Origin of the sequence: Roseivivax isoporae LMG 25204 (genome assembly GCF_000521865.1) — a bacterium.
Taxonomy (GTDB): Bacteria; Pseudomonadota; Alphaproteobacteria; order Rhodobacterales; family Rhodobacteraceae; genus Roseivivax; species Roseivivax isoporae.
In genome coordinates this window covers 63809-81633 of the sequence record NZ_JAME01000012.1, presented here as the reverse complement: position 1 = coordinate 81633, position 17825 = coordinate 63809, and the positions used below count along the sequence as shown (strand labels likewise).

Here is a 17825-nt window from a genome sequence, read left to right as displayed (position 1 = left end):
TGGTTTTTTGGCTCCGGCGGTAGGGATCGAACCTACGACCAATTGATTAACAGTCAACTGCTCTACCGCTGAGCTACGCCGGAACACGGCGCTGCGTATAACAACCCTCTCAGGGGGCGTCCAGTGGGTCCGGTGAAGAAAATCCCGAAATATTCCGGGGCGGTTCAGACCGGCCGGAAGGGGCTCTCGGGCGCGGGGGAGCCCGCGGTGTGCACGAGGCCGCGGCCGTGGAGGTCGATGAGGTGGGCCAGCACGTTGCGCTCTGCCGCGGGCAGGAGGGCGGGGGCGGTGTCGGTGTAGACGGTGCGGGCGATGGCAGCGGCGTCGGCGGCGCCGGCGCGCAGGGCTGCGAGAATCGCGGCCTCGCGGGCGCGGCGGTGGGCGATGAGCTCGGCGAGCCGGGCGGCGGGATCGGTGACGGGCGCGCCGTGGCCGGGCAGGAAGGACGACCAGGTCCGGGACGCGAGGCGGTCGAGCGAGGCCATGAAGTCGGTCAGGTCGCCGTCGGGCGGCGAGACCAGGGAGGACGCCCAGCCCATCACGAGGTCGCCGGTGAAGAGCGTGTCGCCCAGGGCGAAGCCCAGGTGGTTGCCGAAATGGCCGGGCAGGTGCAGCGCCTCGATCTGCCAGCCGTCTCCGGCGACCAGGGCCCCGTCCGGGAGCTCCGCGTCAGGCACGAAGGCCGCGTCGACACCTTCGCCGCCGCCGAGCGTTCCGGCCGCCGCCAGCCGACGCATGGCGGCGCTCCGGCCGGCGCGGGCGTCGCCGAAGGCGAGGATCGGGGCGCCCGTCCGCGCGGCGAGGGGCCGGGCCGCGGGGGCGTGGTCGAGATGGGCATGGGTGACGAGGATGTGGGTGATGTGCTGCCCGGGGCCGAGGCTCGCGAGGATCGCGTCGAGATGCGCGGGCAGGTCGGGCCCGGGATCGATCACGGCGAGCCCGCGGGTGCCCACGAGGTAGGTGTTGGTGCCCCAGAAGGTCATGGGCGAGGGGTTCGGCGCGAGGAGGCGCACGAGCCCCGGCGCCAGCGTCTCGGGCCGCCCGGCCTCGGGCGCAGTCATGGCACGGCGGCCGGCGCGCGCGCAAAGGGCGGGCAGGCGGGTCGGGCGACAAATGCGTGTTTCCTCCGGGCGCGCATGGCCATAGCCTTAGCGCATGTCGTTCCAGTGGCTCAAACGCTATGTTCCGCGCGGTCTCTACGGCCGGGCGATCCTCATCCTGGCGCTGCCGGTGGTGGTGCTCCAGCTCGTCGTCTCGGTGGTGTTCATCCAGCGCCATTTCGAGGGCGTGACCGAGCAGCTGACCGGGCAGACCGCGCAGTCGCTGAACGCGGTGATGGCGCAGCCCGAGGATTCCGCGCTGGCCACCCGTCTCGACCTCGTGCCGGTGACCGTCGACCGGGCGGAGGTGCCGCAGAGCGATCAGCGGCGCTGGTACGATTTCTCGGGGCGGGTGGTGGTGCGCACGCTGCACGAGGAGGTTCCGGGGATCCTGCGGGTGATCCTGCCGACCGACACCGCGGCGACGATCTTCGTGGCGGATCCGGAAGGCGAGGCGATCCGGCGCTTCGACTTCCACCGCGACCGGCTGTCGGCGCCGAACCCGCACCAGCTCCTGGTGAACATGGCGGTGTTCGGCGGGCTCATGACCTTCATCGCCTATCTCTACCTGCGCAATCAGCTGCGGCCGATCACGCAGCTTGCCCAGGCGGCCGAGGCGTTCGGGCGCGGGCGGCACGTGCCCTATTCCGCCGCGGGCGCGGTCGAGGTGCGGGCGGCCGGCAACGCCTTTCTCGACATGCGGGCGCGGATCGAGCGGCAGATCGAGCAGCGCACGCTGATGCTGTCGGGCATCAGCCACGACCTGCGCACGCCGCTGACGCGGATGAAACTCGGCCTGTCCATGCTCGACGACGCGGACCGCGAACCGCTCGAGCAGGACGTGGAGGACATGCGCCGGATGGTCGATTCCTTCCTCGACTTCGTGCGCGGCAACGCCGAGGCGGGCCAGCCAGAGGAGGTCGACGTGGCCGAGTTCCTGCGGGCGGTGGTCGAGGACGCGCGGCGCGGCGGGCGCACGGTCGAGATCGGCGAGATCGAGGGCATGGGGCGCGCGACCATGCGGCCGATGGCGATCCGGCGCGCGCTCGAGAACCTGATCGGCAATGCGGTGCGCTACGGCACGCGCTGCGAGGTGTCGGTGCGGCTGAGCGAGCGGTCGCTGCGGTTCCGGGTCGAGGATGACGGGCCGGGCATCGCGCCCGAGGCGCGCGACGAGGCGTTGCGACCTTTCGTGCGGCTCGACGTGGCGCGGAACCAGGATCGCGGCACCGGCGTCGGGCTCGGGCTTGCCATCGCGGCAGACATCGCGCGCGCCCATGGCGGGGTGTTGCGGCTCGGGGATAGCCCGCGGCTGGGGGGCCTGCAGGCGGACATCGTCATCGCGCGCTGAGGCGCGGGCGCGTCACGCGCGGGTGGCGGCCGCCTTGAGGAACTCGGCGAGGGCGCCGCGGTCCACGGGCTTCTGCAGGTGCGCGATCCCGAGCGCCGCGCAGTCGCGCACCAGCGTGTCGGACCGGTCGGCGCTGACGATGGCCGTCGGGATCGCGCCGAAGCGCGCCGTCAGCAGGCGCGAGAGCTCGGTGCCCGCCGGACCCGATCCCAGCTGCTGGTCGAGGAGGGCCGCGTCCGGCACGATGTCGAGATCGTCGAGCAGCGCGAGCGTGCCGGCCGCGTCCTCGGCCTCGATCACGCTGACGCCCCAGCGTTCGAGGAGGAGCGTCATGGCGCGGCGCAGGTCGGCGTCGTTCTCGACGAGGAGGACGATGAGCGCCGCATGGGCGAGCGAGACGGGCCGCGCGGGGCCGACGGGCCGTGCGGGCGTGCCGCGCTGGCGCCCGGCGATGGGCACCGTCACCATGAAGCACGAGCCGAGGCCCGGCTGCGACCAGAGGCCCAGCGGGTGGCCGAGGCGCGCGCAGGCCCGCTCCACGATGGCGAGCCCTAGCCCCAGCCCGTCATTGCGGCTCGCGGTGCTGTCGAGGCGGCGGAACTCCTCGAAGATCGCGCTCTGGTCCTCTTCGGCGATGCCGGGGCCGGTATCCCAGACCTCGATGCGCGCGGAGCCTCCCTGCCGGCGCACGCCCACGAGCACGCGCCCGCTCTCGGTGTAGCGCACCGCGTTCGTCATCAGGTTCTGCAGGACGCGGCGCAGGTAGGAGGGATCGCTCTCCACCGTGAGCGTCGAGGGCACGATCGACAGCCGCAATCCCTTGCGGCCTGCCAGCACGCCGATCTCGTCCCGCAGCGGCAGGAGAACCTCGTTCAGCGACAGCGCCCGGATGTCGAAGCTCAGCCAGTCGGATTCGAGCTTCGAGATGTCGAGCAGGGCGCCGATCAGGTCCTCGGCGCTGTCGAGCGCCGACATCGCCTTGTCGAGGATGGCGCGGTCGGCGGGCTGGCCGATCCGGTCCGACAGCGAGGCGAGGAACAGCTTCGCCGCCGACATGGGCTGGAGGAGGTCGTGCGACGCGGCGGCGACGAAGCGGTTCTTCGAGGCGTTGGCGCGTTCCGCCGTAGCGAGCGCGTCCTCGAGTTCGAGCGTGCGCTCCATGACCCGGCTCTCGAGCGCCTCGTTCATCTCGGCGAGCCGCGCGGCGGCCTCGCGTTCGGCGGTCACGTCGGTGACGGAGATCACGAAACCGCCGTCGGGCATGCCCTGCCCGAAGACGTGCAGGACGCGGCTCGTGCCATGCCGGACCTCGAGCGAGAGCGCGCCGCCCCGGCCGCGGGTCGCCGCCCAGTCGCGGAACCCGTCGCGCGACGCGACCCCGGTAAAGTCGAAATCCGGTGACAGCCGGTCGAGCAGCGCGTCGAAGCTCGCACCGATCTGCAGCCACCGCGCGGGTACCGACAGGAGCACGCCGATGCGCCGGTTCCAGCCCACGAGCCGGCCGCCCTTGTCGAAGATCGCGACGCCCTGGTCGAGGTGGTCGAGCGTTGCGCGCACCATCCGGGCCTGGCTGTCCTTCAGGCGCTCGCGCTCCTGCCGCTCAAGCTGCACGATGTCGGTCACGTCGGTCTGCAGCACCACTGTGCCGCCGTTGCCGGTGCGGTGTTCGCTGACCTGCAGCCAGCGTCCGCCGCGCAGTTCGACGTTGAACATCACGTGGCTGTCGCGGTGCCGCTTCATCCGCTCGACCGCCCAGGCGTCGGCGCCCTGGCCCTCGGGCAGGGCCAGCACGCGGGAGCGGCTGACATGCGCCACGTAATCCTCGAAGGACAGGCCCGGCTGCAGCACGGGCACGGTGTCGCGGAAGTCGCGGCAAAAGCGCGAGTTGCTCATCACCAGGACATCGTCGGGGTCGAAGAGCGCAAAGCCTTCTCGCACCGTCTCGATCGCGTCGGCGAGGTTGCGGCGCGCGGCCTCGGCGGCCTCGTTGGCGCGGGCGAGCTGCGCGTTCGATTCGTGCAGGAGGTCGAGGGTGCGCTCGAGCTCGAGCGTGCGTTCGCGCACCCGCTTCTCGAGCAGCGCCGCGCGTTCGAACTGCGCGTAGGCCGCGCCCGACTGCGCGGTCTGGTGTTCGACCCGCGCCATGAGGGCGGCCGCGATCTTCTGCAGCTTCTCGTTCTGGCGCTCGATCGGATCGGCGGGGTTCACGAGCGACATCAGTCGAGGTCCGGCGGGTAGATCGCGACGCCGGTCAGCGTCTGGTTCACGTGCAGCGCCCCGAACTGCTCGCCGTAGGTCGAGAAACCCACGACGTTGTGCCGTCGCAGGAGGGCCGAGATCTCGCGCGTCGTCTGCACCTGTCCGGCCTCGATCCGCCGCAGGATGCAGTCGCAGCCCAGAATGTGCGCGGGCGCCTGCGGCCGTCCGAGCCGCGCGAGGCTCGTCTCGAGGTGGCGCGCCATGTCGTCATGCGTGGCCAGCGTCAGGACCATGCCCTCGTTGATCGCCGAGAAGAACACCAGCTCTCCGGTCTCGTTCACCCGCTGGATCGCCCGCACGTGGTGGCTGTCGCCGAGCCGCACCACGACCGGGTGCGCGGCAAAGGTGAACGGATCGAGCTGGTTCGGATCCTTGCCGAGCAGCCGGGCGTATTCCTGCGCGGCGGGTTCGGCGTTGATCTCCTGCACGAGGCGGCGTTCGGGATCGGCGGCGGTCACCACCATGCGCGTGTCCGTGGGTTTCAGGTGGTCCAGGCTGAAGACCTCGACCGGGCATCGGCTGCGCACAAGCGCCACGAGCGCGGCGTTCCTGTGGACCGTGCCGTTGCGCGACACGAAGGTACGGTCGAACCGCGTGCCGTCGCCCGCCGAGCCGCCGAAGAGCGGCATCGACCCGAGGCCCGAGGCCAGCATGGCCGTCAGGTGCTCCTCGCGCATGGACAGGCCGTCGACCAGCAGGAACGCGAATTCCGATCCCATGTCCGGGGCCGCCCGGTGCAGCGCCATGCGCGTCTGGATCAGCGCGTCGATCGTCTGCTGCTCGTCGAGCGCGTCAAGCGGCCCGATCACGTAGCTTCGCACCGAAAAGAGGGACGCGGGAAAGCCCACGGCGACGATCTGACCCTCCTCGTAGCCGCCCCGCCCGATCTCTCCGGCGGTGGTGCAGGCCACGACGTCGGTGTCCGGATAGCGGAAGGCCGCGGCGGCGGAGAGGGCGGCAAAGTCGCTGTCGGGCGAAGCGAAGATCGCGACGAGCGCGAAGGGACCCTCGCCGAGATCCGCGGCGAGCGTCGTCACCGGGTCGGGCTTCGATGCATCCGTCTGCGCGGTTTCGAGCGCACGCGCAGACGCCGCGGATATGTGCCGCGCGTCCTTCACGAAGTGGCCTGTCCTCCCTTGGCTGCCGCACACGATAGGCGCCGCTTGCAGCGCTTGGCAAGGCGGCGCGGGGCCGTGGTCACGACGGAGTTGGCATCATCTTCGTGAAGCGGGCGTTCTGCGCGATCAGCACCGCCTGAGTCCGGCTCTGCACCCCGAGCTTGCGCATGATGGCGGTGACATGCGCCTTGACCGTGGTCTCGGCGATCGACAGCTCGAAGGCGATCTGCTTGTTGAGCTTGCCCTCGCAGATCAGCGCCAGGATCCGTGCCTGCTGGTTCGTCAGGCTCGACAGCCGCGACAGCGCGTCGGAGGGTGCCGTCGCGTCGCCCTCGGGGTCGATGTAGCTCTCGGGGACGAAGCCGCGCCCGGCGACCACCGCCTCGAACGCGCGGCGGAAGGTGGCCTGCGGCGAATGCTTCGGCACGAAGCCGTCCGCACCGGCCTTGAGCGCGTAGGAAATCATGCGGTTGTCGGCCATGGACGAGGCGACCAGCAGCCACGCCCGCGGCGCGGCCGTGCGCAGCCGCACCAGCCCGTCGAGCCCGTTCACGTCCGGCAGGTTCAGGTCCAGCACGACGAAGTCGGGCCCGTGCGCCGCCACGAGCGCAAGCGCCTCGGCGAGCGTGCCCGCGGTGTCGATGCGCTCGAACTCCGCCAACGAGGTCAGCGTGAGCGTGAGCGCGTCGCAGAAGAGCGGATGGTCGTCGACCACCAGCGCCGAGGCTGGCATCGAGGGCGCGGACGTGGGGGCGGTTCTGCTCATGATCGGTCGGGTCCGTTCCGGCACATCGTCCTCCGAACATAGCCGCAGGTCCGCGCCCGGTCTCTAGCCGAAAGGTCGGAGGACCGGCACGGGCCTAGCGTTCCGGGATGAGACCCCGCGGGCTGAAGCGCAGCACCAGCAGCAGGATCAGTCCCATGGTCAGGAGCCGCATGTGCTGCACGCTGTCGAGCAGGTGCGCCTTGAGCCAGCCGTCCGACATGGGCGCGGTGATCAGCCCCATCAGCGCCTGTCCCATCGGTTCGACCTGCACCCAGAGGAACCAGATGATGAAGCCGCCCGCGACCGCACCGTAATTGTTGCCGGAGCCGCCCACGATCACCATCACCCAGATCAGGAAGGTGTAGCGCAGCGGCTGGTAGGTCGAGGGCGTGAGCTGTCCGTCGAGGGTCGTCATCATGGCGCCGGCGATGCCGCAGATGGCCGAGCCGAGGACGAAGACCTGCAGGTGGCGCCGGGTCACGTCCTTGCCCATCGCCCGCGCGGCAGTCTCGTTGTCGCGGATCGCGCGCATCATCCGGCCCCAGGGGCTCCGGAGGGCGAGCTGCGCGAGCACCAGCACCGCGATCAGCACGGCCGCGAAGAGGAGCGCGTAGCCCGCCTTGACGTAGAGCGTCGAGGCGGTGGTGGGATCGAGCCCCCAGCCGGCGGCGCTCTCGACGAAGCCCGGATCGCGCTGCAGGTCGATCTCGTTGGGCACCGGGCGCGGCAGGCCGATCACGTTCTTGACGCCGCGCGCCAGCCAGTCCTCGTTCTTGAGGATCGCGATGACGATCTCGGCAATCCCGAGCGTCGCGATGGCGAGGTAGTCCGAGCGCAGCCCGAGCGCGGTCTTGCCGATGATCCACGCCGCCCCGGCGGCGAGCAGCCCGCCCACCGGCCAGGCCAGCACGACCGGCAGGCCGAGCCCGCCGAGATAGCCGGAGGTCGCGGCGTTCACGCTCTCGACCGCCGCCGCGCCGGGGGCGAAGACCGCGCGGTAGAGGACGAAGCCCGCGACGAGGATCGCCGCCACTGCCCAGCCGCGCCAGGCGCGCGGCGCGCGCGTCCATGCGAGGACAGCGCAGGCCACCGACAGTGCGCCGAGCGCGAGACCCGCGAGGATCCGCAGGCCGCCCGCGGCCCAGGCCTCGCCGACGGGCGGCATGGACACCAGCACAACCGACAACCCGCCGAGCGCCACGAACCCCATGACGCCGACGTTGAAGAGTCCCGCGAACCCCCATTGCAGGTTCACTCCGAGCGACATGATCGCGGAGACGAGGCCCATGTTCAGGATCAGCAGGGCCGAGTTCCAGCTCTGCAGGACCCCCGTGCCGAGGATCAGCACGGCGACGAGGCCGAAGACGGAGACGGTGCGCAGGCTCTGGGTCATACCGATTTCCCCCGGAAGAGGCCCGTCGGCCGGAAGAGCAGTACGATCACGAGGATCATGAAGCTGACCGCGAACTTGTAGTCGGTGGCAAGGAGCTGCACGAGGCCGTCGGGTTCGAGCGGCCCGGGCAGCAGGTAGGTCAGCACCTTCTTCCACGCATAGGTCAGCCCGACCTCGGAAAAGGCGATCACGAAGCCGCCGGCGATGGCGCCGAGCGGCGAGCCGAGCCCGCCGACGATGGCCGCGGCGAAGATCGGCAGCAGCAGCTGGAAGTAGGTGAATGGCTTGTAGGTCTTGTCGAGCCCGTAGAGCACGCCCGCGATGGTGGCGAGCCCGGCGACGATGATCCAGGTCACGCGCACCACCCGCTCGGGGTCGATGCCGGACAGGAGCGCCAGGTCCTCGTTGTCGGAATAGGCCCGCATGGACTTGCCGGTCTTGGTGCGGTTGAGGAACCAGAAGAGCGCCGCGACCACGATCAGCGCGGTCACGAGCGTGATCGCCTGGGTCGACCGGATCGCCAGCGGCTCCGCGAGGCCCGTCATCTCGCGGAACTGCCGCGCGTTGATGAGAAAGCGCGCGCCGTCGGCGAAGGCCTGGTCGTCGGGTCCGATGATGAACCGCGTGATGCCGTTGTAGATGAACATGACGCCCATCGAGACGATGACGAGGATCACCGGCACCGCCTTCTGCGCACGGTAGAAGCGGTAGACCAGCCGGTCGGTGGCGAGCACCAGCGCCGCGCAGCCCAAGATGCCCACCGGGATCGCGAGGAGCGCGGTCGGCAGAGGCCCGAGCGTTACGCCCGCGGCTTGCAGCCCCCAGGTCGCGAGGATCGCCACCATGGTTCCGAAGGCCATGGTGTCGCCATGCGCGAAGTTCGAGAAGCGCAGGATGCCGTAGACCAGCGTCACCCCGAGTGCGCCAAGCGCCAGCTGGCTGCCATAGGCGATGGCCGGGATCAGCACGAAGTTCGAGAGCGCCACGAAGGCGTTGAGGAAGTCCATCAGACCTGTCCCCCGGGTTGGCCGGCGCGGGTCCCGCGCGGCTGGGTCGCGAGGCGCGGACGGCAGAAAGGCATCGCCATGGTCCTCACCCGCCCAGGAAGCTGCGGCGCACGTCGGGATCGGCCAGCAAGTCCCGGCCGGTGCCGGTGTGGGCGTTGCGCCCCTGCACGAGCACGTAGCCCTTGTCGGCGATCTCGAGCGCCTGGCGCGCGTTCTGCTCGACCATCAGGACCGGCAGGCCCGAGCGCGCCACCTCGATGATGCGGTCGAAAAGCTCGTCCATGACGATGGGGCTCACGCCCGCGGTGGGCTCGTCGAGCATCAGCACCTTGGGTTTCGTCATGAGCGCGCGGCCCACAGCGACCTGCTGGCGCTGGCCGCCCGAAAGCTCGCCCGCGGGCTGGCGGCGCTTCTCCCTGAGGATGGGAAACAGGTCGAAGACCTGCTCCATGGTCTCGCGGATGTCGTCGTCGCGGATGAAGGCGCCCATCTCGAGGTTCTCCTCGACGCTGAGCGAGGTGAAGATGTTCGAGGTCTGGGGCACGAAGCCCATGCCCTTCTTCACGCGGTCCTGCGGGCTCAGCGCGCTGATGTCCTCGCCGTCGAGCCGCACCGCGCCCTCGCGCAGCGAGAGCATCCCGAACACGGCCTTCATGGCGGTGGACTTGCCGGCGCCGTTCGGGCCGACGATCACCGCGATCTCGCCCCGGTCGACGGCGATGGTGCAGCCGTGCAGGATGTCGGCGCCGCGCCCGTAGCCGCCGGTCATGGCGTCCCCGATCAGGAACGGGCCGCCCGGGGCGGGGCGCGCGCGGCCGCGGTGGCCGGGCAGGGGCGCGCCCTGGCCTGCGGGGTTGGTGATCGAGCGGTCGCGGTTGCCGCGATCGTCGTGCAACGGATCGCTCATGCCCAACCCCATGTTTCTTCTTGGCAAAAATATCCCGGGGGGTGCAGGGGGCAGAGCCCCCGCTGGCGCGGCGCCGGCATCATCACGCCGTCTCCTTGTTCTTGAGACCGGTGCCCAGATAGGCCTCGATCACGCGCTCGTCGGACTTGATCTCGGCGATCGAGCCCTCGGCCAGCACCTTGCCTTCGGCCATGACGATGACCGGGTCGCAGAGGCGGGCGATGAAGTCCATGTCGTGCTCGATGACGCAGAAGGTGTAGCCGCGTTCGCGGTTCAGCCGTTGGATCGCGTCGCCGATCGTGTTCAGCAGCGTGCGGTTCACGCCGGCGCCGACCTCGTCGAGAAAGACCACCTTGGCGTCGACCATCATCGTGCGGCCAAGCTCGAGAAGCTTCTTCTGGCCGCCCGAGAGGTTCCCCGCGAGCTCGTCCTTCAGGTGGGAAATCGTCAGGAAATCAAGGACCTCGTCTGCCTTCTTAAGCAGCGCCGCCTCCTCCTCGCGGATGCGGGCGCGGTGGACCCAGGCGGACCAGAGCGACTCGCCCGACTGCGCGCCCGGGACCATCATCAGGTTCTCGCGGCAGGTCATGGAGGAGAACTCGTGCGCGATCTGGAACGTGCGCAGGAGGCCCTTGTGGAAAAGCTCGTGCGGCGCGAGGCCGGTGATGTCCTCGCCGTCCATGGTCACGCGGCCGGACGTCGGTGGAAGAGCGCCGGCTATCACGTTGAAGAGCGTGGACTTTCCCGCGCCGTTCGGCCCCACGAGCCCGGTAATCGAGCCGGTGGCGATCTCGAGCGAGGCGCCGTCCACGGCCCGGAAGCCGCCGAAGTGGCGGTGAAGGTTTTCGACCCGGATCACTGCGTCATCCCTGTGCGGCGCGGCGTTCCGACTGCGCCGCGTCCAGATTTCTTGGCGTTCGGCACGCGGGCCGGCATGCGTGTGGCATCCGTATGGCTCGCGACCGGCTTGGACGCCGGGGGCCCGGACCGGATCCGGGCCCCCGGCCGTGTCGATCAGGCGATCAGCGGAACTCGACGGTCTCGAACGCGCCGCCGGTGATCTGGTAGTAGCGATAGGTGCCCGCGGCCTCGCCCGGTCCGATCAGCTCGACATTGGTGGCGCCCACGTAGTCGATGTCGCCGCCCTCGGCGAGGATGTCGAGGGCGCGGCCGAGTTCGCCCGGAAGGATCGGCTCGCCCGGTGCGTTCGCCACGTCCATGACGTTCGCCGCCGCCGCGGAGGAGGTCGCCTCGCCGCCCTTCGCCATGGCGAGGATCAGCAGCGCCGCCGCGTCGTAGCTCTCGCGGGTGTAGGAGCCTTCGGGGTTGAAGTCGGCCTTTTCGCCCACGAGGTCGGCGAAGGCGGTCGCGCCGTCGCCCTCGGACCACGGCACTGCGCCGTAGGAGCCCTCGAGCACGTCGCCGAGATCGGCGAGCAGCGCGTCGGAATACATCCCGTCGCCCAGCATGAAGGTCGAGAAGGCACCGGTGTCGGCGGCCGCCTGGATGATGCCCTTGCCGCCCGAATCGGCGTAGCCGAGGACCACGAGGACGTCACCGCCGGCCGAGGCCAGCGAGCCGATCTCGGCCGAGTAGTCGGCCTTGTTGTCCTCGTGCGGGGCGACCAGCGTGACGCTGCCGCCCGCGGCCTCGAAGGCGGCGACGAAGCTGTCCGACAGGCCCTTGCCGTAATCGTTGTTGGTGTAGGTCACCGCGACCGAGCTCACGCCCTCGTCCCCGAGGATGCTCGCGAGCACCTCGCCCTGGCGGGCGTCGGAGGGCGCGGTGCGGAAGAACAGGTCGTTGTCCTCGGCGTTCGAGAGACCGGGCGAGGTGGCCGAGGGCGAGATCATCGGTACGCCGTTCGGCACGGCCACGTTCGACAGGATCGCGCCGGTCACGCCCGAGCAGTCCGCGCCCATGATGGCGACGACGCCGTCGGTGGTCACGAGCCGTTCGGCCGCGGCGGTCGCGGCGGCGGAATCGACGCAGGTGCTGTCGGCCTGGACCGCGCTCAGGGTGGTGCCGCCGAGGAACTTGCCGGTCTCGTTGACTTCGGCGATGGCGAGCTCGGCGCTGGCGCCCATGGCCGGGGTCAGCGATTCGATCGGTCCGGTGAAGCCGAGGATGATGCCGATCTTCGCCTCTCCGTCCTGGGCGAATGCCGCACCTGCGGCGAGCGCGGCGACGGCGCTGGCCGAAAGAAGTCGTTTCATTGAAAGTCTCCCTGTTGGACTGCTGTCCTGGCGCGAAGCCTATGCGGCGCCTCCAGAAAAGGGAAGAGGTGTCCCGGCGGCAGAGCGTGCCGCGGCGGCACCCCCCGGGCCTATTCCTCCTCGTCCGCGCCGTCGCGGCCCGCCTGGCTGCCGCGCTCGCGGTAGGGCGTCGTGTCGTAATGCGCACGGTAGCATTTCGAGAAGTGCGAAGGGCTCGCGAAGCCGCAGGCCAGTGCCACGTTGATGACGCTCATGTCGGTCTGCATCAGGAGGTTGCGGGCCTTCTGCAGCCTGAGTTCCATGTAGTAGCGCTTGGGCGAGCGGTTGAGGTAGCGGCGGAACAGCCGTTCGAGCTGGCGCGTCGACATGCCGACGTCGCGGGCAAGGATCGCGGGGCTGATCGGCTCCTCGATATGGGCCTCCATCCGGTGGATGACCTGGCTGAGCTTGGGGTGGCGCACGCCGATGCGCGTCGGCACCGACAGCCGCTGGGTGTCCTGGTCGGTGCGGATCGCGGAATAGATCAGCTGGTCGGCCACGGCGTTGGCGAGGTCGGGCCCGTGGTCGTCGGCGACGATCTTGAGCATGAGGTCGATCGCGGCGGTGCCGCCCGCGGCGGTGAGCCGGTTGCCGTCGGCCACGAAGACCGATTTCGTCAGCGTCACCTCGTCGAATTCCTCGGCGAAGCTGTCGTGGTTTTCCCAGTGGATGGTCGCGCGCTTGCCGTCGAGAAGCCCGGCCTGCGCGAGGGTGAAGGCGCCGGTGCAGAGCGCGCCCATCTTGGGCCCGTTGCGCGCCTCGCGCCGCAGCCAGGAGAGCACGCGCCTGGTCGTGGCCTCGCGCACGTCGATGCCGCCGCAGACGAAGATCGTGTCGTCGCGCGTCGTCTCGACGAGGTCGCTGTCGGGCTGGAAGGCGGTCCCGGCCGAGCAGCGCACCGGCTGGCCGCCCTCGGACACGATGCGCCAGGCGTAGAGCGGACGGTCGGCCATGCGGTTGGCGATGCGCAGCGCCTCGACCGCGGCGGCGAAGCTCAGCAGCGTGAACTTGTCGAGAAGCAGGAACACGAAGCGGCGCGTCCGTGCGGGCGCGGCCACCTCGACGATCTGGCGCTGGCTGTCCATGGTCCTCCTGCTCCGGCCGGGGGTGGTTTGCCGCGGCGCGCCGCGGTCGCCGGCCCGTGGACCGGGCGATTCCGCCACAATCCAGAAAGCGCTACCGCCGTCAAGCCAACCACGGGATTTCGACTATGGCCAGCCCCCGGCCGGTTCTGTATAGACCTCGGACGCGTCCGCGGGGGGTGGGCGCGGGCATGATCGACCGGAGAGGACAGATGAGCGATTGGCAGAAGACGACGTGGCGCACGAAGCCCCGGGTGCAGATGCCGGACTATACGGACGCCGAGGCGCTGAGTGCCGTCGAGGCCCGGCTGTCGAAGTATCCGCCGCTCGTCTTTGCCGGTGAGGCGCGGTCGCTGAAGAAGGCGCTTGGCGCCGCCTCGCGCGGGGAGGCGTTCCTGCTGCAGGGCGGCGACTGCGCGGAGGCGTTCGACCAGTTCTCGGCCGACGCGATCCGCGACACCTTCAAGGTGATGCTGCAGATGGCCATGGTGCTGACCTACGGCGCCAAGGTGCCGGTGGTGAAGGTCGGCCGGATGGCGGGCCAGTTCGCCAAGCCCCGCTCGGCACCGACCGAGGCGCGGGACGGGCTCGAGCTGCCGTCCTACCGCGGCGACATCATCAACGAACTGGCCTTCACGCCCGAGGCGCGCATTCCCGACCCGGCGAAGATGCTGCAGGCCTACACGCAGGCGGCCGCGACGCTGAACCTGCTGCGGGCCTTTTCGACCGGGGGCTACGCGGACGTGCACCAGGTGCATGCCTGGACGCTCGGCTTCACCGAGGGCGAGAAGGCGGCCAAGTACCGCGACCTCGCCAACCGGATCTCGGACACGCTCGACTTCATGAAGGCGGCGGGGCTCGAGAGCGACACCAACCACAACCTGCGCACGGTGGACTTCTACACCAGCCACGAGGCGCTGCTGCTCGAATACGAGGAGGCGCTCTGCCGGGTCGATTCGACCTCCGGAAAGTGGCTCGCGGGGTCGGGGCACATGATCTGGATCGGCGACCGCACGCGGCAGCCGGACGGCGCGCACGTGGAATTCGCCCGCGGCGTGCTGAACCCGGTGGGGCTGAAATGCGGCCCGACGCTGTCGGCAGAGGACCTGAAGGTGCTGATGCGCCGGCTCAACCCGTCGAACGAGGCGGGCAAGCTGACGCTCATCGCGCGGTTCGGCGCGGGCAAGGTGGCCGAACACCTGCCGCGGCTCGTGCGCGCGGTGCGCGAGGAAGGCGCCCACGTCACCTGGGTCTGCGACCCGATGCACGGCAACACGATCAAGTCGGGGTCGGGCTACAAGACGCGGCCGTTCGACGCGGTTCTGCGCGAGGTGCGCGAGTTCTTCTCGGTGATGAACGCCGAGGGCGCGATCCCGGGCGGCGTGCATTTCGAGATGACCGGGCAGGACGTGACGGAGTGCACGGGCGGCGTCTATGCGGTGTCGGACGAGGACCTGTCGGACCGCTACCACACCGCCTGCGACCCGCGGCTCAATGCCTCGCAGTCGCTGGAACTGGCCTTCCTCGTGGCCGAGGAGCTGACCGCGCTGCGCGCGAAGCAGGCGGCGACGGGCTGAGGGTCGCGCCCCTCACCGGGTTCAGGGCCCGCCGCGGGGGATCGCGGCGGGCCTTTTTCGTTTCACTCGGGCCGTTCGGTAAGGAAGGCCAGCACGCGCGAGGACGCGTCGAGCCCGAGACGGTCGCGGAGGTCGGCACCGGCGGCGAGGAGCCCGGCGAGCCCGGCGGCGCCCGAGGGTGTCGAGGCGAGGCCGTGGGCGGCGGCGCGGGCGACGGCCGTGGCCGCCTCGTCCTCGGTGATGGTGGCGAAGGCGCAGGCGTCGCGGGCGAGGCCCTTCAGGGCGACGAGCGAGGGCGTCTTGCAGTCGAGCCGACCCATCGCCGACACCGGGCCCGGCGCGGTGACGGGCGCGCCCGCGGCGATCGAGGCGGCGAGGGCCGGTGCGGCCTCGGGTTCCACCACGACGATGCGGGGCGTGTCGCCCCAGAGCGCGCGGGCATGCGCCGCGACCGCGGCGGCGAGCCCGCCGACACCGGCCTGCACGAAGACGTGCGTGGGCGGCGCGGGAAGCTGCGCCGCCGCCTCGTCGGTCAGGACGAGGTAGCCCTGCATCAGGAGGTGCGGCAGGTCCGCGTAGCCGGGCCAGGAACTGTCGGACAGAAGCACATGGCCGTCGCGCCGCGCGGCATCCTCGGCTTCCTGCATGCTTTCGGCGTAGTCCGCGCCCGCGCGCACGACCTCGGCGCCTTCGGCCGCGAGCCGGTCGGCGAAGGCCGAGGGCACGGCGCGGGAAAGGAAGATGCGGGCACGGGCGCCGAAGGCCCGGGCGCCCGCGGCCACGGACAGGCCGTGGTTGCCCGCGCTCGCGGTGACATAGGTGGCGCCGCGCGCGCGGCCGCGTTCGGCGTCGACCGCGATGACCGAGGCCGCGCCCAGCGCCTTGAAGCTGCCGAGGCCCATGCGGCCGCGCTCGTCCTTGACGTGCAGCGCGGCGATGCCCGCCTCGGCGGCAAGCGCGCGCGCCTCGGCGAGCGGGGTGGGCGCATGGGCGGGACAGCGGGCGAGCAGCGCCCGCGGCGCCGCGGCATCCGCCGAGGGCCAGGGCATGGCGGCGAGATCGGGATGGTCGATCCCGCGGGAGCGGTGGGGGTTGTCGAGGATCTGCATGTCCCCGATGAGGCCCCCCGCGCGCGCCGGCGTCAATGCCGCGCGCGATGCGGGGCCGGACCCGTCAGGGGATGATGCGCGTGTACTTCGTGCCCTCGAGCGTCGCGCCGACGCGCAGGCCCGACTGGCCGAACACCACCGCGATGATCGGCGCGGTCGAGGTCGTCGTCTCGGCCGCCAGCGTCTCGCCGCCCTCGGGGATCGCGTACTCGACGTTCGCGCCCGCGGCCCAGCCGGGCGAGCGGCGGAAGTTCATGAGCGCGCTTTCCGTCATGAAGAAGAGGACATGCGCGTATTGCTGCGCGCCGATCTGCAGGCCGGCGCTGGCGCGGGTGGTCGAGTAGTAGTCGACCGTCGCGCCGTTCACGCGCAGCGCGCCGCGCCCGTAGGCGCCGCCGATCCCGAGGCCCGCCTCGGTGACGAGCGGCATCACGAGGATGCCGGTCGACTTGTCCGCGAGGCTGCGCGTCCCGGGATACTGGTTGTAGAGGGAGGCGAGCGTGGCGTCCACGCGCGCGTCGATCCGTGCCGGTCCGGCGCTGCCCACGCCGTTGTTGCAGGCCGCCAGAAATGCGGTCGCGCCGAGCGCCGCAAGCGCCGAGCGTCGGGAAAAATACGTCATGAATTCTGCCTGTCCGTTGCCTGTTCCGCCCGTCATGCCGGTTTTCCCGGCCCGGCTGTATCCCGCCGGTTGACAGGCAGGATAGGCGCGGACGTGCCAAATGTCACCCGCGATGTGCCGCTCTGGGCGGCAAATCGCTGTCGTCGGGTGGCCCGGATCGGTGTCAGCCGTTGAGGAGGCGCGCGGCCTCCGGGGCGAAGTACGTGAGCACGCCGTCGCAGCCCGCGCGGCGGAAGGCCATCAGGCTTTCGAGCATGACGCGCTCGCCGTCGACCCAGCCGTTCCGCGCCGCTCCGGCGAGCATCGCGTATTCGCCCGACACCTGGTAGGCGAAGGTGGGCGCGCCGAAGGCGTCCTTCACCCGCCGGCAGATGTCGAGATAGGGCATGCCGGGCTTGACCATCACCATGTCCGCACCCTCGGTCAGGTCGCGGGCCACGAGGCGCAGCGCCTCGTCGGTGTTGGCGGGGTTCATCTGGTAGCCCTTCTTGTCGCCCTTGAGGGCGCCCGAGGCGCCCACCGCGTCGCGGAAGGGCCCGTAGAAGGCCGAGGCGTATTTCGCGGCGTAGCTCAGCAGCACCACGTTCTGGTGGCCCTCGGCCTCGAGCGCGGTGCGCAGCGCGCCGATGCGGCCGTCCATCATGTCGGAGGGCCCGATGATGTCGGCGCCGGCGGCGGCCTGGCTCAGGGCCTGCCGGACCAGAGCCTCGACGGTCTCGTCGTTCACCACGTAGCCGTCGCTGTCGCGCACGAAGCCGTCATGGCCGTCGCTGTTGTAGGGATCGAGCGCGACGTCGGTCATCACCGCGAGGTCGGGCACCGCGTCCTTGATCGCCCGCGTGGCGGTGTTCGACAGGTTGTCTGGGTTCCACGCCTCGGCGCAGTCGCGCGTCTTCTTCGCGGGATCGGTGTAGGGAAAGAGGCAGATCGCCGGGATCCCCAGGTCGTGCGCCTCGCGCGCCGAGGCGACCACCCGGTCGACCGATTGGCGGAACACCCCCGGCATCGACGGGACCTCGTCCATCACGTTGTCGCCGTCGCAGACGAAGACCGGCCAGATGAAGTCCGACGGCGCGAGCGTGGTTTCCTGCACCAGCGCGCGCAGCGCCGGCGTGCGGCGCGGGCGGCGGAACCGCGTGGCGGGGAAGGGGGCCTGGACGGGCTGCATGGGGGGCGTCTCCCTCGTGTCGTGTCCGCCATGGATTGCACCCCGCGCGAGGCGAAGTCCAGCCTCGGGCGCGCGCAGGCGCGTGCGACGGGACACAGCACGGCAGCACCG

15 protein-coding genes and 1 tRNA gene are annotated in these 17825 nt (G+C 70.7%); 2 read left to right on the top strand and 14 right to left on the bottom strand.

Features of this window, described 5'->3' with window-relative positions; genetic code table 11:
- Positions 1-8: 8 nt before the first annotated feature.
- Together RISW2_RS09665 and RISW2_RS09660 are read right to left on the bottom strand one after the other, a co-directional pair.
- A tRNA-Asn gene (locus RISW2_RS09665) sits at positions 9-83 on the bottom strand.
- 81 nt (positions 84-164) lie between these two features.
- Positions 165-1061, bottom strand: a complete 897-nt coding sequence (locus RISW2_RS09660) for an MBL fold metallo-hydrolase (protein ID WP_043769707.1) — start codon at positions 1059-1061, stop codon at positions 165-167.
- 94 nt (positions 1062-1155) lie between these two features.
- Here RISW2_RS09660 and RISW2_RS09655 point away from each other — a divergent pair, with 94 nt between their 5' ends.
- On the top strand, positions 1156-2451 hold the full coding sequence (locus tag RISW2_RS09655; RefSeq protein ID WP_043769704.1) for an ATP-binding protein: 1296 nt from the start codon (positions 1156-1158) through the stop codon (positions 2449-2451).
- A gap of 12 nt (positions 2452-2463) precedes the next feature.
- Here the strand turns inward: RISW2_RS09655 and RISW2_RS09650 are convergent, their stop codons facing one another.
- The 9 genes from RISW2_RS09650 to RISW2_RS09610 all read right to left on the bottom strand — a co-directional run bounded on the left by RISW2_RS09650 (position 2464) and on the right by RISW2_RS09610 (position 13241).
- The gene (locus RISW2_RS09650; RefSeq protein ID WP_043769701.1) at positions 2464-4668 is read right to left on the bottom strand and encodes a hybrid sensor histidine kinase/response regulator; all 2205 of its coding nucleotides are present in this window, start codon (positions 4666-4668) and stop codon (positions 2464-2466) included.
- Complete coding sequence (locus RISW2_RS09645) at positions 4668-5747, bottom strand: FIST N-terminal domain-containing protein (RefSeq protein WP_244437539.1); 1080 nt, start codon at positions 5745-5747, stop codon at positions 4668-4670. The genes RISW2_RS09650 and RISW2_RS09645 overlap by 1 nt, the downstream gene beginning before the upstream one ends.
- Before the next feature lie 160 nt (positions 5748-5907).
- Positions 5908-6594, bottom strand: a complete 687-nt coding sequence (locus tag RISW2_RS09640) for a response regulator (RefSeq protein WP_051491905.1) — start codon at positions 6592-6594, stop codon at positions 5908-5910.
- A 94-nt stretch (positions 6595-6688) separates the two neighbouring features.
- Entirely contained in the window at positions 6689-7987 is a 1299-nt protein-coding gene (locus tag RISW2_RS09635) for a branched-chain amino acid ABC transporter permease (RefSeq protein ID WP_211238690.1), read from the bottom strand.
- On the bottom strand, positions 7984-8994 hold the full coding sequence (locus tag RISW2_RS09630; protein ID WP_043769695.1) for a branched-chain amino acid ABC transporter permease: 1011 nt from the start codon (positions 8992-8994) through the stop codon (positions 7984-7986). Before RISW2_RS09630 ends, RISW2_RS09635 begins: the two co-directional genes overlap by 4 nt.
- A gap of 85 nt (positions 8995-9079) precedes the next feature.
- Positions 9080-9901: an ABC transporter ATP-binding protein gene (locus RISW2_RS09625; RefSeq protein ID WP_084615317.1), complete on the bottom strand. Its 822-nt coding sequence runs from the start codon at positions 9899-9901 to the stop codon at positions 9080-9082.
- 82 nt (positions 9902-9983) lie between these two features.
- Complete coding sequence (locus RISW2_RS09620; RefSeq protein ID WP_043769692.1) at positions 9984-10760, bottom strand: ABC transporter ATP-binding protein; 777 nt, start codon at positions 10758-10760, stop codon at positions 9984-9986.
- Positions 10761-10923: 163 nt separating this feature from the next.
- Positions 10924-12117 carry an ABC transporter substrate-binding protein gene (locus RISW2_RS09615; RefSeq protein ID WP_043769689.1) on the bottom strand — a complete coding sequence of 398 codons (1194 nt, stop codon included), beginning with the start codon at positions 12115-12117 and terminating at the stop codon, positions 10924-10926.
- 110 nt (positions 12118-12227) lie between these two features.
- Positions 12228-13241, bottom strand: coding sequence for a GlxA family transcriptional regulator (locus tag RISW2_RS09610; protein WP_043769686.1), 1014 nt, complete (start codon positions 13239-13241; stop codon positions 12228-12230).
- Between the two features lie 209 nt (positions 13242-13450).
- On the opposite strand from RISW2_RS09610, the gene RISW2_RS09605 reads away from it, so the two are divergent.
- The gene (locus RISW2_RS09605; protein WP_043769681.1) at positions 13451-14815 is read left to right on the top strand and encodes a class II 3-deoxy-7-phosphoheptulonate synthase; all 1365 of its coding nucleotides are present in this window, start codon (positions 13451-13453) and stop codon (positions 14813-14815) included.
- Between the two features lie 62 nt (positions 14816-14877).
- Here RISW2_RS09605 and RISW2_RS09600 read toward each other — a convergent pair whose 3' ends face one another.
- The 3 genes from RISW2_RS09600 to hemB all read right to left on the bottom strand — a co-directional run bounded on the left by RISW2_RS09600 (position 14878) and on the right by hemB (position 17714).
- Positions 14878-15924: a pyridoxal-phosphate dependent enzyme gene (locus RISW2_RS09600; RefSeq protein ID WP_043769679.1), complete on the bottom strand. Its 1047-nt coding sequence runs from the start codon at positions 15922-15924 to the stop codon at positions 14878-14880.
- A gap of 64 nt (positions 15925-15988) precedes the next feature.
- Entirely contained in the window at positions 15989-16546 is a 558-nt protein-coding gene (locus RISW2_RS09595; protein ID WP_043769834.1) for a lipid-binding SYLF domain-containing protein, read from the bottom strand.
- Between the two features lie 163 nt (positions 16547-16709).
- Positions 16710-17714 (bottom strand): porphobilinogen synthase, encoded by a 1005-nt coding sequence (gene hemB, locus RISW2_RS09590; RefSeq protein ID WP_043769677.1) that lies wholly within the window; start codon positions 17712-17714, stop codon positions 16710-16712.
- Between the last annotated feature and the right edge of the window lie 111 nt (positions 17715-17825).

What these genes read in the sequence shown, in the direction of transcription:
- RISW2_RS09610 (WP_043769686.1), bottom strand. Translation starts at nt 13,241, where the DNA reads ATGGACAGCCAGCGCCAGATCGTCGAGGTGGCCGCGCCCGCACGGACG.
- RISW2_RS09595 (WP_043769834.1), bottom strand. Translation starts at nt 16,546, where the DNA reads ATGACGTATTTTTCCCGACGCTCGGCGCTTGCGGCGCTCGGCGCGACC.
- RISW2_RS09615 (WP_043769689.1), bottom strand. Translation starts at nt 12,117, where the DNA reads ATGAAACGACTTCTTTCGGCCAGCGCCGTCGCCGCGCTCGCCGCAGGT.
- RISW2_RS09635 (WP_211238690.1), bottom strand. Translation starts at nt 7,987, where the DNA reads ATGACCCAGAGCCTGCGCACCGTCTCCGTCTTCGGCCTCGTCGCCGTG.
- RISW2_RS09625 (WP_084615317.1), bottom strand. Translation starts at nt 9,901, where the DNA reads ATGAGCGATCCGTTGCACGACGATCGCGGCAACCGCGACCGCTCGATC.
- RISW2_RS09600 (WP_043769679.1), bottom strand. Translation starts at nt 15,924, where the DNA reads ATGCAGATCCTCGACAACCCCCACCGCTCCCGCGGGATCGACCATCCC.
- RISW2_RS09655 (WP_043769704.1), top strand. Translation starts at nt 1,156, where the DNA reads ATGTCGTTCCAGTGGCTCAAACGCTATGTTCCGCGCGGTCTCTACGGC.
- RISW2_RS09660 (WP_043769707.1), bottom strand. Translation starts at nt 1,061, where the DNA reads ATGACTGCGCCCGAGGCCGGGCGGCCCGAGACGCTGGCGCCGGGGCTC.
- hemB (WP_043769677.1), bottom strand. Translation starts at nt 17,714, where the DNA reads ATGCAGCCCGTCCAGGCCCCCTTCCCCGCCACGCGGTTCCGCCGCCCG.
- RISW2_RS09630 (WP_043769695.1), bottom strand. Translation starts at nt 8,994, where the DNA reads ATGGACTTCCTCAACGCCTTCGTGGCGCTCTCGAACTTCGTGCTGATC.
- RISW2_RS09605 (WP_043769681.1), top strand. Translation starts at nt 13,451, where the DNA reads ATGAGCGATTGGCAGAAGACGACGTGGCGCACGAAGCCCCGGGTGCAG.
- RISW2_RS09650 (WP_043769701.1), bottom strand. Translation starts at nt 4,668, where the DNA reads ATGTCGCTCGTGAACCCCGCCGATCCGATCGAGCGCCAGAACGAGAAG.
- RISW2_RS09640 (WP_051491905.1), bottom strand. Translation starts at nt 6,594, where the DNA reads ATGAGCAGAACCGCCCCCACGTCCGCGCCCTCGATGCCAGCCTCGGCG.